Origin of the sequence: Pontibacter silvestris (assembly GCF_020907275.1) — a bacterium.
In the GTDB taxonomy this organism is placed as follows: Bacteria; Bacteroidota; Bacteroidia; order Cytophagales; family Hymenobacteraceae; genus Pontibacter; species Pontibacter silvestris.
The window spans coordinates 158,559-174,522 of the sequence record NZ_JAJJWI010000002.1 but is presented as its reverse complement, the minus strand read 5'-3'; the positions used below and the strand labels follow the sequence as shown (position 1 = coordinate 174,522).

Here is a 15,964-nt window from a genome sequence, read left to right as displayed (position 1 = left end):
CATTTAATACAAACAAGCAAAAATTAAGGATTTAAGATATATGCCTTCAGTGAGAAATTAGGCCGTTACCGCAGAAGTGGAGTACAAGCCTTTATCTAACTTTTGTGCTATTTTCTCAAAAGCAACAATCGTTTCCTTTACATCCTCCAGCGTATGAGCAGCCGTTGGAATAAGGCGTAGCATAATCACATCTTTAGGCACGACAGGATACACTACAATAGAGCAGAAAATACTGTGGTTTTCGCGAAGGTCCAGTGTCAGCTGTGTAGCATCAGGAATCTGTCCATTCAGAAATACAGGAGTTACAGGAGATTGTGTGGTGCCAATATTAAAACCTTTTTCACGCAAGCCGCTTTGCAGAGCACTTACAACCTCCCAAAGCTTATCTTTTAATTCTGGCTTAGAGCGAAGCAGCTCCAGGCGCTTAAGTGCACCTACCACTAATGGCATAGGCAACGACTTAGCAAAAATCTGAGAGCGCATGTTGTAGCGGAGGTATTCTACTACCTGTTCGTTAGAGGCAACAAATGCACCAATGCTGGCCATAGATTTAGCAAACGTAGAGAAATAAACGTCTATACCATCTTGTGCACCTAAATGCTCGCCTGTACCAGCACCAGTTTTACCCATAGTACCGAAACCATGTGCATCGTCTACAAACAGCCTGAAGTTAAACTTCTGCTTTAGTGCGACGATGTCGGCTAAGTTACCTAAGTTACCAGACATACCGAATACACCTTCCGTAATCACCAAAATAGCGCCACCTGTGTTTTCTGCCCAACGTGTTGCACGTTCCAGTTGTTTTTCCAGGTTACCCATATCGTTATGTGCATACACAAAACGTTTCCCTTGGTGCAATCGAACGCCATCAATAATACATGCATGAGACTCTGCATCATAAACAATTACGTCGTGGCGGTCAACTAAGGCATCAATGATAGAAATTACACCCTGATAACCAAAATTAAGTAGAAGTGCATCAGGCTTCTGAACAAATTCTGCTAATTCAGCCTCTAATTTCTCATGCAGGTTCGTATTTCCTGACATAATACGTGCTCCCATTGGAGTCGCCATTCCCCACTCTGCAGCCGCCTCAGCATCAGCTTTACGCACCTCAGGATGGTTGGCCAAACCAAGGTAGTTGTTCAGGCTCCACGTCAACACATCCTTACCTCGGAACTTCATACGCGGAGCAATCTCGCCTTCTAATTTTGGAAACGTGAAATAGCCATGAGCGTAATGTGAGTGGCTGCCTAACGGACCTCTATTGGTCAACAACTTTTCAAATAAATCCACTTGTGTAATAATTAAGTTATCGGGATAATTTCAGATTAAATATTCGCTTAACAGTATAATCAAACTGAATATGCATAGTGCAATGCAAATTTATGTTTTTAAAGCTTCATATACAATTTATAAGGCGCTTTGTGAGACTGATTTTAGGGCTAAAACTTTGACTTTTCCCTTAAAATAATTTATTTGATAACAAACAAACTCGGCTTCAGCATGAGAAAGATAAATAAGATTCTGGTAGCTAACAGAGGTGAAATAGCTTTACGTATTATGCGCTCTGCCAAAGAAATGGGCATCTCAACTGTAGCCATATTCAGCGAAGCCGATCGTAATGCCTTGCATGTTCGGTATGCAGATGAGGCTATGTGTGTTGGAGGTTCCAAGTCCAGCGAGTCTTATTTATGTGGCGATAAAATTATTGACACTTGCAAAACCCTGCATGTTGACGCTATTCACCCTGGCTACGGCTTTCTTTCAGAGAATGCGGCCTTTGCTCAAAAAATTCAGGAAGCAGGTCTTATTTTTATAGGCCCCTCTCCTGCAGCAATTAAACTGATGGGTAATAAGCTAGCTGCCAAAGCAGCTGTTGCAAAATATAATATTCCGATGGTTCCCGGTACAGATGAAGCTATAACGGATGTTGAAAAGGCTAAAGAAATAGCCCGGAACATAGGCTTTCCTTTACTGATAAAAGCCAGTGCCGGTGGTGGAGGAAAAGGAATGCGAGTAGTAGAACAGCTGGAGCAATTTGAAGAACAAATGCAATTAGCAATAAGTGAAGCACAATCTGCTTTTGGTGATGGTTCGGTGTTTATTGAAAAATATGTTAACTCACCTCGTCATATAGAAATACAGGTATTAGGAGATATTCATGGCAATATTCTTCATTTGTTTGAGCGCGAGTGCTCCATACAGCGGCGGCACCAGAAAGTGATTGAGGAGGCTCCTTCCGCCATACTTACACCAGACCTGCGCCAAGAAATGGGACTTTGTGCCGTTAATGTAGCCAAAGCCTGTGATTATGTTGGAGCAGGAACCGTTGAATTTTTAATGGACGAGCACCTGAACTTTTATTTTCTGGAAATGAATACACGTTTACAGGTAGAACACCCTGTAACAGAGCAAATAACAGGACTGGACTTAGTAAAAGAACAGATTAAGATTGCACAGGGCGAAGCAATAAGCTTTCAGCAGGAACAACTTCAAATAAATGGTCATGCACTGGAGCTGCGTGTTTATGCTGAAGACCCCGCTAACAATTTCCTGCCAGACATTGGCCGTTTAAACACATATATCCGTCCTCAGGGTTTAGGTGTTCGGGTAGATGATGGCTTTGAACAAAGTATGGAAGTTCCAATCTTTTATGATCCTATGATCGCGAAACTCATTACCTTCGGCAAAAACCGCAAAGAAGCAATCGATAAAATGCTACGCGCCATTGATGAATATCAAATAACCGGAATAGAAACAACCCTTCCTTTTGGAAGATTTGTGCTGCAGCACGAGGCTTTTGTTAGTGGCAAGTTTGATACAAAGTTTGTTGAGCGCTATTTTTCTCCTGATGTTTTAAAACAACAAACTGATACTGATATAGAAGAAATAGCAGCTGTTTTAGCAGCAATTTTACTTGACAAGCATAAACCTAAAACAGCCGTAGCTTTAACTGAAGGCACAGCTGTAGCTTCAAATTGGCGAAGAAACAGGTTGTAAAGCAGAAGAGGCTCCAGATTGTATTCTGGCAGCCCCTTCAACTATGATACTTATTTCTGATGTTACGCTAGATCAAATCGAACAGATTGTTCACCCCTATGTGCCGTTCTGTTGTAAACCCTTCACCATATTTTACACCAATGGAATGTCCATATTCTTTGGCTCTGGCTTCTACAAACTCCAGAAACTCCGGAGATGAAATATAGGTATTTGGTGAGTTGTCGTCTGGGTTGAAGAACTGTGACTTGAATGCCCTTATACTCTCCATTTTCTTATCCCAGAAAGGCGTTACATCAACCACCAGGTCAGGCTTAATGTATCTGTCCTGTATGAAGTGATAAACAGCCTTAGGCCGCCATGCCTGCTGCTGAACTCCATCATCTCCTACTGTCTCAATCATTTTAAGACCAGCAAGAAAGCATGCCTCTGATACTACCACAGAGCCTCTGCCATGGTCCGGGTGGCGATCATGAACAGCATTCATGATAACAATCTCCGGTTGGTACTGGCGGATCTTCTCTACCACTTTTAGCTGATGAGCCCTGTCATTGACAAAAAAACCATCAGCAAATTCAAGATTATCACGCACTTCAGCACCAAGAATCCTTGCAGAATCTTCTGCCTCAGCAGCACGAACTTCCGGAGTACCTCTGGTACCAAGTTCTCCCCTTGTTAAATCTACAATGCCTACCTTTTTACCAGTGGCAATATGTGCAACTAAAGTACCTGAGCAACCTAACTCTACATCATCGGCATGGGCTGCAAAGGCAAGTATATCCAATTTCATAATTTCTGTTGATGTTTTACCTGATACGAAGCTTCCTTCCCAACCTTAAGGTAGTTCGGGTGCTGATACCATTTAATTTTGTAATCTGGCTTACAGATACACCATACTTTTTAGCAATACCTGAAAGTGTATCACCACTACGGATCGTATGATAAGCAACTCTCCGACCTGAACTGGGACTCCCTTTCCCGGCACTGTTATAATAATTAAACAGGGCTGACGTAATCTGAAAACTTTGACCTTTCAGGAGATAATCAGGGAAATCATACATGTTTTCCGGGTCAATAGGGTTACCCTGGTATCGCACCTCGTAATGAAGATGAGATCCAGTGCTTCTCCCAGTGCTGCCTCCCAAACCAATAAGTTCTCCAGCCTTTACAAACTGGCCTGGCTGGGCAATAGCTTTGCTCATATGCCCATACACTGTTTCCAAACCATTATAATGGCGTACTACAATGTAATTACCGAAGCCACCACCATCCCATTTATTAATCCTTACAACACCATCGAAGGCCGCGCGAACAGAATCTCCGGTTTCCAAATCAATATCGGTACCAAAATGCCATTTTCCCCACCGGCCTCCAAAATGACTAGTAATTGGAGTTTTAACCAAAGGCATTTTATAATCCCGGTTTAATTTGGGATCATACAGCACAACATCTACTGTATCTTTTAGCTGCCGGCCATCAATACGGTAAGGGTTGATACTATGTGTATCCCAAATGGCATAATAACCAGCAATTTTGATCCAGGTAGAATCTACCAGTACTTCTTCAGACATTTCTACAATGTGCTGCTCCCCCAGGTCCAGTTCTGTGGTATCTTCGCTTACGATAGAAAGTTCTTTCTTTGGGTTGAAGTAAATAGATTTATTAGCTTCCGAATCATCATCAGGGAACTCCTCATACTTAATCAGGATAGTTGTGTCAGGCCTGACATAATCTATCTTCGGTGACTTTACCTTAAAAAAATCTTTTACTTTACCCTTACTTTGTGCAAAAGAGCTGGAAGAGCTTACTAAAGCAAAAAGCAAAAAAAGTACAAAGAATAAGGGTGTTTTTATTCTTGACATTAGCATCAATTTCGGCTATGCTGCATTCGTTTTAAAAGTGCTTATCGAATTTTTAAACTACAGAACAGCCATTTTATTGTAAATCTTCCAACACTGCACCCTATATTATAGTGCAACACGAAGAGTCTCAGCATCAAAAATCTAATGCAATTCTCTGGCTGCCAGATAGCGTTCTGCATCCAGTGCGGCCATACACCCTGATCCGGCAGCAGTAACTGCCTGGCGGTAAGTAAAGTCCTGCACATCTCCACAAGCAAACACACCATCAATATTGGTTTTGGATGTGCCAGGAATCGTCCTGATATAACCGTTTTCATCCATGTTCAAGAAATCTGCAAAGATGTCAGAGTTAGGCTTGTGCCCAATAGCCACAAAAAAGCCCTGAACAGAAATCTCCTTCAGCTCATTTGTAAGTACATTTTTTACACGCACTCCATCTACAGCATGCTGCCCCATAATTTCATCCGTTACAGAGTTCCAGAGCACCTCAATGTTCTTGGTACGCTTTACACGTTCCTGCATAATAGTAGAGGCACGCATTTCATCACGGCGAACAATCATATACACTTTATTGCAAAGATTCGCCAGGTAAGTAGCCTCTTCAGCGGCTGTATCACCGGCACCAACAACAGCAACATCCTGTCCTCGATAGAAGAAACCATCACAAACGGCGCAAGCAGAAACACCGCTACCATTAAGTTTAGCTTCTGACTCAAGCCCAAGCCATTTTGCTGAAGCTCCTGTAGAAATGATGACAGCATGTGCCTCAATTACTTTATGGTCATCAATGGTGACTTTGTGCGGCTGGGAAGAAAAATCGACAGCAGTGGCTATGCCGTAGCGGATATCAGTACCAAACCGTTCCGCCTGCTTTCTGAAATCTTCCATCATTTCAGGCCCCATTATTCCATCGGGGTAACCAGGATAATTCTCTACATCATTGGTTATTGTTAATTGACCACCTGGTTGCAGGCCCTGGTATAAAACAGGTTGAAGGCCAGCTCTGGAAGCATATATAGCAGCTGTGTAACCGGCAGGTCCAGAGCCAATAATTAAGCATTTTACTCTTTCTATATCCATATTTTCAAGTACAACTGAAATTAGGCTGCAAGTATACAAAAAATCTTGCCCTCTGCCTGCATTCAGTGCTGCATTATTGAAGTATTGGTTCAGGCATCAAAACAAAAAAACAGCCCCGGTTAATACGCCGGGGCTGTTTCTGTAAAGGTTTATCTACTAACCTAAATAAGGTTTAAGCGCTTTACTTCTGGATGTGTGACGCAATCTGCGGATTGCTTTTTCTTTGATCTGGCGTACACGTTCGCGGGTAAGGTTAAACTTCTCACCTATTTCCTCCAGTGTAAGAGAGTGCTCTCCATTTAAACCAAAGTAAAGTGTAATTACATCTGCCTCACGTTTTGTTAGCGTAGAGAGGGCACGCTGTACTTCTTTGCGGAGTGAATCGTTCATCAGGCCTGTATCAGGAGACTCTTCGTCATCATTTTCTAATACATCCAGTAAGCGGTTTTCTTCGCCTTGTACAAACGGCGCATCCACAGATACGTGGCGACCAGAAATTTTAAGTGTGTCTACTACTTCGGCAGTTGTAAGCTCCAGTACTTCAGCAATCTCTTCCGGGGATGGCTCACGCTCAAACTTCTGCTCAAGCTCTGAGAATGATTTGGAAATTTTGTTCAGCGAACCTACACGGTTAAGCGGCAAACGCACAATACGCGACTGCTCGGCCAAAGCCTGCAGAATCGACTGACGGATCCACCAAACTGCATATGAAATAAACTTAAAACCTCTTGTCTCGTCGAAACGTTTGGCAGCTTTAATCAAACCAAGGTTCCCCTCATTAATAAGGTCTCCTAAAGAAAGTCCCTGGTTCTGGTATTGCTTGGCAACTGACACCACAAAGCGCAAGTTGGCTTTTGTTAATTTCTCAAGTGCAAACTGATCGCCTTCCCTAATTCTCTGTGCTAACGAAACCTCTTCATCCGGTGTAAGCAAATCAACTTTACCAATCTCCTGTAAATACTTATCCAGCGACTGGCTCTCGCGGTTAGTAATCTGTTTGCTTATCTTGAGTTGTCTCATCAGAGTATATTGTTATTGCAAAAAATGTGTTAAATTAATTAGGCTCGGTGTGGTAACAACAGAAAACGGCGCAAAGTTCTTATATCCTAGAAATAAAATCAAGTACCAGAACTGCGCTTATGCATATAACTCCTGACCCTGGTTCCGCTATAGAAACAGGCCCAGGAGTTATATCAATTATCTATTTACTAGGTTCCGATGCATCAGGCTTTGGCAAAGCGGCTTTGCGAGACAACTTGAACTTTCCAGTCTTTTTGTCTACATCAATAAGCTTCACTTTTACTTCCTCACCAATTTCAAGCACTCCTTCCATACTTTCCAGGCGCTCAAACTTGATTTCAGAAATGTGCAGCAAGCCATCTTTTCCTGGCATGAACTCTACAAAGGCTCCGTAAGGCTGAATAGACTTTACTTTACCAATGTATACTTCACCAATTTCAGGCTGTGCTACAATACCTTTGATCTTGCTAACAGCATCGTTCATAGACTCCTGGTTGCTGGCAAAGATATTTACATGCCCTTTCTCATTTTTCTCTTCGATGATGATAGTAGCACCAGTATCTTTTTGGATCTGCTGGATTACTTTACCGCCTGGCCCGATAACAGCACCAATAAACTCTTTATCGATAACAATGTTGAACGAACGAGGTGTATGTGGCTTATAATCTGCATTAGGTGCCGAAATGGTTTTAGACATCTCGTTTAAGATATGACTACGACCTGCATTTGCCTGGGCAAGAGCCTGGCTCAGCACTTCGTAAGATAAGCCTTGTACTTTAATGTCCATCTGGCAAGCAGTGATACCATCTTTCGTACCAGCCACTTTAAAGTCCATATCTCCTAAGTGGTCTTCATCACCTAAAATATCAGACAAGACAGCAAAATTTCCGGTTTTCTCATCTGTGATCAAACCCATTGCAATACCGGACACGCCACCTTTTACGGGAACACCGGCATCCATCAATGCTAAGCTACCCGCACAAACCGTAGCCATAGAAGAAGAACCGTTTGACTCCAGGATATCGGAAACAATACGGATTGTATATGGATTCTGATTTTCAGGAGGAAGCACTTTTTTAAGGGCACGCAACGCCAGGTTACCGTGTCCTACCTCACGTCGGCCCGGGCCTCTGTTTGGCTTAACCTCACCGGTAGAGTAAGCTGGGAAGTTATAGTGCAATAAGAATTTATTTGTACCAGATACCATGGCGCTGTCGATCATCTGCTCATCCAGCTTAGTACCCAGCGTTACTGTTGTCAAAGACTGTGTTTCGCCACGCGTAAAGATAGCAGAACCATGTGTAGCAGGCAGGTAATTTACCTCCGACCAGATAGGTCTGATCTCATCAAGTTTACGGCCATCCAGACGAACACGATCATTCAATATCATGTTACGAACAGCCTCCTTCTCTACATCGTGGAAGTATGTTTTAATAAGCCCTTCATCATACGTATGGTCTTCAGGCAAAGAAGAAATAAACTCATTTAGAACAGAAGCAAAACCTTCTTTACGCTCTGCTTTTACGGCACTACCTCTTTTAGCTACTTCATAAGCTTTCTGATAGGTTGCATCATAAACTATCTTGCGAAGTTCTTCGTCGTGGGTTTCGTGCGAATACTCACGCTTAACTGTTTTACCTACTAACTCAGTAAGCTCTTTCTGCGCCTGGCACTGCACTTTAATAGCGTCATGTGCAAACTGAATTGCTTCCAGCATTTCAGCCTCAGACACTTCGTTCATCTCCCCCTCTACCATGGCTACACTATCGTATGAAGCACCAACCATCAGGTCGATATCAGCACGTTGTAACTCGGTTACGTTAGGATTGATCACTAACTTGCCATCAATGCGGGCTACACGCACTTCAGAGATAGGGCCATTGAATGGAATATCAGACACCGCCAATGCAGCAGAAGCAGCAAGTGCCGCAAGTGCATCCGGCATTATTTCTGTATCAGCAGAAATAAGATTTATGGTTACTTGTGTTTCAGCATGGTAGTCTTCCGGGAACAGCGGGCGCAGTACTCGGTCTACCAAACGAGACACTAATATTTCGTAATCAGAAAGCCTTGCTTCTCTTCTAAGGAAACCTCCAGGTATTTTACCTGAAGAAGCAAACTTTTCTTGATAGTCAACAGAAAGAGGCAAAAAATCCACTCCTTCACGGGCTTCTTTGTTTGAAACTACAGCTGCGAGCAACATGGTGTTACCCAATTTTACAACTACAGATCCATCTGCCTGTTTAGCTAGTTTACCAGTTTCAATAATAATCTCCCGGCCATCCGGAAGAGGAATAGTTTTGTTTATCGCGTTATAAGACATCTTCTAATATTTTAACATCAAAAACAGGGCTACCAATTGCGGCCACTGTCAAATACTGGCAAAGGAAAAAGGAAGGGGTGCTGCTAAAAAGTTTAGGGAATCCTAAGTTGAATTCCCTAACACAATATAATAAATTATTTTCTGATACCTAGCTCACCAATGATAGCTCTGTATCTCTCGATATCATTTTTCTGGAGGTAGTTGAGCAATCTTCTTCTCTTACCAACCAGCTTAAGAAGACCAAGGCGAGTACCATAATCTTTCTTATGGATTTTCAGGTGCTCAGTCAGGTCAGCGATGCGCGTAGTGAACAGCGCAATCTGTGACTCAGCAGAACCTGTATCAGTTGTAGACTTGTTACGGCCGTGCTTTTCGAAAATTTCTTGTTTCGCTTCTGTAGTTAATTTCATTGCGTATAAAAAAATATCAATCTGTGTTATCTTGGATAAGATTGCTGTATAAGCCGCAAAGATAAAACAATTTTATTTATTTTAAAATTATTTTGCAGCACTTCTTTTCTCTTACTTTATATAGTATCCTTGCGGAAGCGCTTAGACAATCTGCTCCAGAAGTCAACCTCCAACAAATTAGAGTCGTGCCGCGCCTGGTTCAGAAAAAACAAGCCGATAGGAAGTAATACTGCATTTGCAATACACATACCTACTCCCACTGGTATTAAGCCTTCCCGTGCCCATTTCTCGCCTAGTATGGTCATTACATACATGGCAATAAAGAATGTGATAGAGATAAGCACCGGAACCCCCAGACCACCTTTCTTGATAATAGCACCTAAGGGAGCACCAATCAGGAACATGATAAGGATAGCAGCAGACTGCGTGTATTTACGCCATATCTCTATCTCATAATTATTCGCATCGCGCAGGGTGGCTCGAATACGCTCCACATAGCTGCCCGTAAAGCTTTTAATATTACGGGCTTTATTCGTAGCCAGGCTGGCAATGCCCTCATCTACAACGGCAAGTTCTTTGTCTACCTCTTTGTCGTTCAGGCGCAGTCCGTTTTTCATAGAACTGGTATCGGCTTTAAAGTAGGAGTAAAACGGATCTACACTTGGTGCGAAACGCTCTTGCTCCTTGCTGCCCTGCCTCCGCAACGAATCTGTCACAACAACCAACTGGTTAATGTTCTTCATCATTTTATTTTCAGAGAAATACTCTTCTCGTGTACGGCTAAGGTCAAAGGAAGAAAGGCTGAATACAATCTTGCTTTCATCAAACCGCTGCCTTACAAACTGCTCATTTGTACTGCGGAAAGAGCCATCACCCTGGTCTACATACGATACGCCATCATAAAGATCAAGAACAAGGTAAGTGTCGTTGTACTGCGTATACATTTCGCCTGAATCGGCCAGGATAACCCGTGAATTGGATGCACCCCTGGAATGGTCATATATCATGACATCAACCAAAGATCTCCCTTCGTTCATTTTCTTGTTTACTTTAATACTGTAGCCCGGCAAGCCATTATAGAAAGTTCCTTCCTTTATATTCATGGCGGGTTTTTTCTGCCGGATATCCCAAAGCAGGCTATAGGCTTTCAGGTTTGCCTTCGGAACAACTATATTGTTGAAAAAGAAGGCTCCAACCGACAACACCACTACAAAGAAGAAAAGCGGACGAAGTATGCGCGGCAGAGCAATGCCTGAAGTTTTGATTGCGGTTAACTCATAATGCTCGCCAAGGTTACCAAATGTCATTAGGGCAGACAGTAACACAGCCAGCGGCATGGCTAGCGGTGCCATGTTCAGGCTAAAATAGAACAGTAGTTCAGCAAATACATTTATACCCAAGTCTTTTCCGACAAGCTCGTCGAGGTACTTGAGCATATACTGTGTTAACAGGATAAATTCGACTACGGCAAACGTAAGTATAAACGGGCCGATAAACGACTTTAAAATAAGTTTATCTAATTTCTTCATGTGAGCCAGTGCGGCATTAATACGATCTGGATGTATTTAGCATTACTTAACACACTGTATCCAAAAATCGTGCAAATATAGACAGATGTTGAAGAAATCGAACTACCCTCCTACTGTTTCACGAAGTTTTTGCATTAAATGCTCCCACAGTTCATCCAACTCCTCATGATCCTCTTCATCTGAATAGTCTACTACCTTCACAAACTGCTCCTGGGTAAGCTCACTACTCTCTATTGTAAAGTCAATATAGGACGGATCTTCAGAGTGGCTCTTGTCATCTTCCCTGAAAATAAACCTTACAGAGCGGTTAGTACGCAGCCCTGTAATTTCAGCATAGTGACTACGACCATCCCAAACAAAGTTATAAAGCTTATCTTCGTTCACTGCTACATCGTCGCAGAACCATTGGGCCAGGCCACTGGGAGAGCTTAAATAAGGATAAACCAGTTTAGCTGAAGCATTAATCGGGTACTCTTTTACAAACTTTGTCTTAGTAGCTTTCGTCATACTCGTTATTAATGAATAAATATATAAACATGTAAGTGTCTGAGTAAGTATAGTATTTAATTCTCATTGTTTATATATCATAAAAATAAAATATTTTTTTTTAAAGTGGCTCTTGCATATTTTAAAATTAACATGCTATATTTGCACCACAATTCGGCGGGGTAGCTCAGATGGTTAGAGCGCAGGATTCATAACCCTGAGGTCGGCAGTTCGATTCTGCTCCCCGCTACTTAGAAGTCTCTCAGTTAACTCTGAGGGACTTTTTATATTCTGCTGTGCCTGACACAATTCAAACCCATCTACACCTTTACCCAAAAGTTACTAATGCCCCCAATACTAATGGGTAATGAATGATAACAAAGCTTTAGTCATTAGTTAGAATCTGAGATAATGTCAAATTCTTTGAAAGCATAATGGAAACAGATACACCTTAACTTATGACAGCATTTAAAAGTAAGTAATAATAGCAGGCTCTAAGATTATTTGATGATCGGTCGTACAGCTATGAAGCCAATAACCGTGAATGTAATAATTGATGTTTCAAAACAACAGGCATTGTACCTTAAGGAAAAGCAACATCAAAAGGGGAAATTAATATTATAGCTCAAGGCTTTAAAGATAACTTTCTACCTTCTATTTTACATGAATAATAAATAACTCCTGTTAAACATAAGATGGGTTATGATGTACCAGCACCGTTAGCTACAATAAAAGTTAAAAATATGAGAAAGGTTATACTCATACTCGCTGTATTATCAACTTCATGCAGCTCAAAGATTTACAACCAAGCACACACCTACAGATTTATAGAAACCAAAACTTTAGGGGTTAATTATCAGGGAGCCTTGGAGCGGACCCTGGAGAGGAAGAATATAAAAGAAGACACTCTCGAGTTTGATTTTACTTATTGGGGCGGCTGGAAAAACTCTAAGTTTTACTCTGAAAGTGATACCATTCACATCACAGACAACGGAATAGAGCAAGAATTCATATACTGGACCAGCGAAGGTGATACTGTAGTGCTGGATATCTACAAGCAGTTCAATCCTGGCTCATATGACGATGAATATAAGGCTACAAACGGGGGTAAAGTAAATATAGAGATACCTCAGGTTTATGAGCTAGTTAATATTCTGGTGTCGCTTACAGGTAATGCGCAGCCCAATTGGGTCAACAAGGACACAAAGTATTATAAACGTGTTCTGGAGTACTTTGAGCCCTACAAGAACCACCCCGTCTTTGGGAAACTGAATACTGAACTATCTTCAGGCTCTTATCTAAACATCAGGGAAAACAGCGCCGCTTATGTGTTAGACGGGCAAAGGATAGTCCAGTCCAGTACCTATGCTGGCTTCAGGGCAAGGGACAAGTTCAAAAAGCTGTTGCCGTTAATCCAGGACTTTGCCACGGCAAGTAATTTCCAATCATTTTACCAGAGCGAGAAACTTTTTTATGAAAAGCTGGAGTCGCTTGAGCATGAAAGGGTCCAAGTGCAAGAAGCCTGGGAGTGGCTACAGGAGCAATTCCCTGACAAGGTGGATTCCTACCGAATCATCATGAGTCCTCTGGCAGGTGGCTCCCACAGCATACGCCTGTTCGAAAACAGCAACTTCAAAGAGAACATCATATTCATGTCTGCCCCTTCCCTAGTAAGCAAAGATTCTGTAACCCAAAGCACAGGGGACGCTTTAGCGTTAAGAAGGGCGTTTACAGAGATGGACCACAACTATGTTAACCCCATCTCCGACAAGTACAATGATTTTATAAATGGAGCGATGGCAGATTTAAGGAAGTGGAACACAAAAGGAAGTTACAACAGCCCGTATGAGACCTTCAATGAGTATATGACGTGGGCTGTTTTCGGTCTTTATGTTTATGATAGATTTGGAGAGAGCGCCTATAAGAAAGTAATGCTTCAGCCAATAGAGTTTATGCAGAACAACAGGGGCTTTGTAAAATTCAGTGCTTTCAACAATCACCTGTTGGGGTTGTTTCAGAAGTATGGTGGTAAAAAGAAAGTGCCTGAGCTATACCCAGAACTGCTGGAGTGGGTGAAAAATGAGAATTACAGTAGTTAACCACGTATATACTTCATGTTTCGGCCAACGGCCTCACACGCAGCATATACTAGCCCATTGTAGGTAAGTTGTAAGCATAAAATGAATCTTGTAATACTCATCGTTTCGTTTTTTATTTTTCAATCCAGCCAAAATGGATTTGAAACTGGTTGGTATAGAGTTAAAGTCAAAAATGGAAATCATGAATTACTAATAAGTGCATATAGCACATTCATATTCAAAAAAGGGAGATGGGAGACTATACCTTTGGGAATTGGAAAATTGCAGATGAAAAGCTTATCCTTAATTCGAAGTCTCTCACTCAGATGGATAGTATAACAGTTGCTTTAAGTTCTGGAAATTACTTTAGCATTGAGAATAAAGAGTTTAGAATAAGGAAAGGAAAATTGATTGATAGAGAAGATCATAAATTTATTTATAAAGAAAAATAAGAAAATCTTCCTACACCAAAATTCAGCCTTAACCCTCGCTATGCTTCGGGCTTCGTCTACACAAAACCGTTCTATCTAACATAACCTGGCTTATAAGAATTCTTGTAAACTCGCAATATTCAACAGAAGACTTTTAAATACCTCACCTCCTATCTTCCCGCACAGACATTAAAGCTTTTTCTTTTGCTGCTTTAATATGATCAATAATGGTGTCAAGGTTATACCCATCAAGGGCTCTGGCAAAAACAAAAGGGCCATCACCTCTCATTTTCTTAGCGTCTCTTTCCATTACATCTAAATCGGCTCTCACTAAGGCCGCAATATCAATTTTATTAATGACCAACAAATCAGATTGTGTAATGCCAGGCCCTCCTTTTCTCGGCACCTTATCACCACCAGACACATCAATGACATAAATAGAAAAGTCAACCAGTTCACGGCTAAAATGCGCCGCCAGGTTGTCTCCTCCGCTTTCTACAAAAAGAAAATCTATGTTATAGTTAAAACGGGACATAAGCCCTTCCAACGCATCCATGTTCAGTGAAATGTCTTCACGTATGGCAGCATGCGGGCACCCTCCTGTCTCGACACCTACTATCCTGTCTTCACTAAGGGCACTGTTCCTGATCAAAAACTCTGCATCTTCTCTGGTGAAGATATCATTGGTTACTACGCCCAGTTCATAACCATCCCGAAGCTTTTCGCAAAATGCCTTTAGTAAGGCTGTTTTACCTGTACCCACAGGGCCACCGATACCAACTGTGAAAGCTCTTTTCCGAAAGTTGCGGTACGAGGGAAGTTTTCTTGTTTCTCTCTCATTATAATCTCCCGGCGATTCATAAAATTCATGTGAATGGCCATGAAGTAAAAGGGCTAATTTATCTACAAACGGCATGTGTTTTATATTGTTATTAGTTACATAATTAGCATCTTAAGCTTTATCACTTAAATTATATATTAAAGTATTATCTGCTAGTTATGCCTCTTAATTTTGAAATAGTTTCGAGTAAATATCTTCATGAAACACTTGTGAAGTGTCCAGTAAAAAAGCGGACCTTGTTGCTTCGTAATATTCTTTCTCCTGATAGACTTCTATCAGATTATCGAAAATCGTATAAAAATCATGCTGAAGCCTGTGCCCTTCCATAGGTCCTATAAAACCTAAACGAATGGCCGCACTAACCTGGTCCCGGAGCGTCATATGCAGGTACATAGCCTGAATATCCTGTAAAGTAAAGCCAACACGCTTCAGACATAAGGTAAACACCAGCACAAAATGAAGAGGGAGTTTCTGTTTTTCGAACCAAATCTTTATTTCTCCCATACCAGCGTCAGGGTAAAAGGATTCAAGTAACTTTAACCAGTTTTTTCCCTGCACTGTGCTAGCTTTATGGATAGTGGGTACTAACATCATAGCATCATACTCTTCTGCTATTACTTTAAGACATTCACCTAAATCAGGCAATTCAATTTTATAGCAGGAGTTCATAAACGGGAACTCCAGACTTACCACTTGCTGCAGAAAAGAGTACAGATAGTTCCGAAGCCCAAACAGGTTCTTTACCAAACCAAAAGTTAAGCTGCTTTCCAGCCCATAGGAATAAGCAAAAGACCCAGTAGGAATGGAAGAATCAACTAGATGCAGCAGGCGGGCAAATTTAGACATAGATATATCAGATGCTAGACGTAAGCCCTGAGACTTTACTAGCAATGAAAGAGTATTA

At 41.6% G+C, this 15,964-nt stretch carries 14 protein-coding genes and 1 tRNA gene; 4 read left to right on the top strand and 11 right to left on the bottom strand.

Features of this window, described 5'->3' with window-relative positions; all coding sequences use genetic code 11:
• Positions 1–57 precede the first annotated feature (57 nt).
• A complete protein-coding gene (locus tag LN995_RS02450) occupies positions 58–1,296 on the bottom strand; it encodes an aminotransferase class I/II-fold pyridoxal phosphate-dependent enzyme (protein WP_229958050.1) in 1,239 nt (412 codons plus the stop codon).
• Between the two features lie 210 nt (positions 1,297–1,506).
• Between LN995_RS02450 and accC the strand changes: the two genes are divergently transcribed.
• A complete protein-coding gene (accC, locus tag LN995_RS02445; RefSeq protein WP_229958048.1) occupies positions 1,507–3,003 on the top strand; it encodes an acetyl-CoA carboxylase biotin carboxylase subunit in 1,497 nt (498 codons plus the stop codon).
• 67 nt (positions 3,004–3,070) lie between these two features.
• Here the strand turns inward: accC and bshB1 are convergent, their stop codons facing one another.
• From bshB1 to LN995_RS02405, 8 genes are all read right to left on the bottom strand, one after another.
• A complete protein-coding gene (gene bshB1, locus LN995_RS02440; RefSeq protein ID WP_229958046.1) occupies positions 3,071–3,790 on the bottom strand; it encodes a bacillithiol biosynthesis deacetylase BshB1 in 720 nt (239 codons plus the stop codon).
• 16 nt (positions 3,791–3,806) lie between these two features.
• Entirely contained in the window at positions 3,807–4,862 is a 1,056-nt protein-coding gene (locus LN995_RS02435; RefSeq protein WP_229958043.1) for a M23 family metallopeptidase, read from the bottom strand.
• 141 nt (positions 4,863–5,003) lie between these two features.
• Positions 5,004–5,942, bottom strand: coding sequence for a thioredoxin-disulfide reductase (gene trxB, locus LN995_RS02430; protein ID WP_229958041.1), 939 nt, complete (start codon positions 5,940–5,942; stop codon positions 5,004–5,006).
• A 156-nt stretch (positions 5,943–6,098) separates the two neighbouring features.
• On the bottom strand, positions 6,099–6,962 hold the full coding sequence (locus LN995_RS02425; protein ID WP_068839777.1) for a sigma-70 family RNA polymerase sigma factor: 864 nt from the start codon (positions 6,960–6,962) through the stop codon (positions 6,099–6,101).
• A gap of 181 nt (positions 6,963–7,143) precedes the next feature.
• Positions 7,144–9,285 (bottom strand): polyribonucleotide nucleotidyltransferase, encoded by a 2,142-nt coding sequence (gene pnp, locus LN995_RS02420; RefSeq protein WP_229958039.1) that lies wholly within the window; start codon positions 9,283–9,285, stop codon positions 7,144–7,146.
• A 134-nt stretch (positions 9,286–9,419) separates the two neighbouring features.
• The gene (gene rpsO, locus LN995_RS02415) at positions 9,420–9,695 is read right to left on the bottom strand and encodes a 30S ribosomal protein S15 (protein WP_229958037.1); all 276 of its coding nucleotides are present in this window, start codon (positions 9,693–9,695) and stop codon (positions 9,420–9,422) included.
• Between the two features lie 116 nt (positions 9,696–9,811).
• Complete coding sequence (locus LN995_RS02410; protein WP_229958035.1) at positions 9,812–11,224, bottom strand: LptF/LptG family permease; 1,413 nt, start codon at positions 11,222–11,224, stop codon at positions 9,812–9,814.
• A 102-nt stretch (positions 11,225–11,326) separates the two neighbouring features.
• Entirely contained in the window at positions 11,327–11,731 is a 405-nt protein-coding gene (locus LN995_RS02405; protein WP_229958033.1) for an START-like domain-containing protein, read from the bottom strand.
• A gap of 155 nt (positions 11,732–11,886) precedes the next feature.
• On the opposite strand from LN995_RS02405, the gene LN995_RS02400 reads away from it, so the two are divergent.
• From LN995_RS02400 to LN995_RS02390, 3 genes are all read left to right on the top strand, one after another.
• Positions 11,887–11,960, top strand: a tRNA-Met gene (locus tag LN995_RS02400).
• A 493-nt stretch (positions 11,961–12,453) separates the two neighbouring features.
• Entirely contained in the window at positions 12,454–13,809 is a 1,356-nt protein-coding gene (locus LN995_RS02395) for a DUF4932 domain-containing protein (protein ID WP_229958031.1), read from the top strand.
• Positions 13,810–14,039: 230 nt separating this feature from the next.
• Positions 14,040–14,240 (top strand): hypothetical protein, encoded by a 201-nt coding sequence (locus LN995_RS02390; protein ID WP_229958029.1) that lies wholly within the window; start codon positions 14,040–14,042, stop codon positions 14,238–14,240.
• 142 nt (positions 14,241–14,382) lie between these two features.
• Here the strand turns inward: LN995_RS02390 and ureG are convergent, their stop codons facing one another.
• A complete protein-coding gene (gene ureG, locus LN995_RS02385; protein ID WP_229958028.1) occupies positions 14,383–15,135 on the bottom strand; it encodes an urease accessory protein UreG in 753 nt (250 codons plus the stop codon).
• 90 nt (positions 15,136–15,225) lie between these two features.
• Positions 15,226–15,906 carry an urease accessory protein UreF gene (locus LN995_RS02380; protein ID WP_229958026.1) on the bottom strand — a complete coding sequence of 227 codons (681 nt, stop codon included), beginning with the start codon at positions 15,904–15,906 and terminating at the stop codon, positions 15,226–15,228.
• Positions 15,907–15,964 lie beyond the last annotated feature (58 nt).

Excerpts from the sequence above, each read along its gene's own strand:
- accC (WP_229958048.1), top strand. The coding sequence starts at position 1,507 with ATGAGAAAGATAAATAAGATTCTGGTAGCTAACAGAGGTGAAATAGCT.
- bshB1 (WP_229958046.1), bottom strand. The coding sequence starts at position 3,790 with ATGAAATTGGATATACTTGCCTTTGCAGCCCATGCCGATGATGTAGAG.
- LN995_RS02435 (WP_229958043.1), bottom strand. The coding sequence starts at position 4,862 with ATGTCAAGAATAAAAACACCCTTATTCTTTGTACTTTTTTTGCTTTTT.
- trxB (WP_229958041.1), bottom strand. The coding sequence starts at position 5,942 with ATGGATATAGAAAGAGTAAAATGCTTAATTATTGGCTCTGGACCTGCC.
- LN995_RS02425 (WP_068839777.1), bottom strand. The coding sequence starts at position 6,962 with ATGAGACAACTCAAGATAAGCAAACAGATTACTAACCGCGAGAGCCAG.
- pnp (WP_229958039.1), bottom strand. The coding sequence starts at position 9,285 with ATGTCTTATAACGCGATAAACAAAACTATTCCTCTTCCGGATGGCCGG.
- rpsO (WP_229958037.1), bottom strand. The coding sequence starts at position 9,695 with ATGAAATTAACTACAGAAGCGAAACAAGAAATTTTCGAAAAGCACGGC.
- LN995_RS02410 (WP_229958035.1), bottom strand. The coding sequence starts at position 11,224 with ATGAAGAAATTAGATAAACTTATTTTAAAGTCGTTTATCGGCCCGTTT.
- LN995_RS02405 (WP_229958033.1), bottom strand. The coding sequence starts at position 11,731 with ATGACGAAAGCTACTAAGACAAAGTTTGTAAAAGAGTACCCGATTAAT.
- LN995_RS02395 (WP_229958031.1), top strand. The coding sequence starts at position 12,454 with ATGAGAAAGGTTATACTCATACTCGCTGTATTATCAACTTCATGCAGC.
- LN995_RS02390 (WP_229958029.1), top strand. The coding sequence starts at position 14,040 with ATGGGAGACTATACCTTTGGGAATTGGAAAATTGCAGATGAAAAGCTT.
- ureG (WP_229958028.1), bottom strand. The coding sequence starts at position 15,135 with ATGCCGTTTGTAGATAAATTAGCCCTTTTACTTCATGGCCATTCACAT.
- LN995_RS02380 (WP_229958026.1), bottom strand. The coding sequence starts at position 15,906 with ATGTCTAAATTTGCCCGCCTGCTGCATCTAGTTGATTCTTCCATTCCT.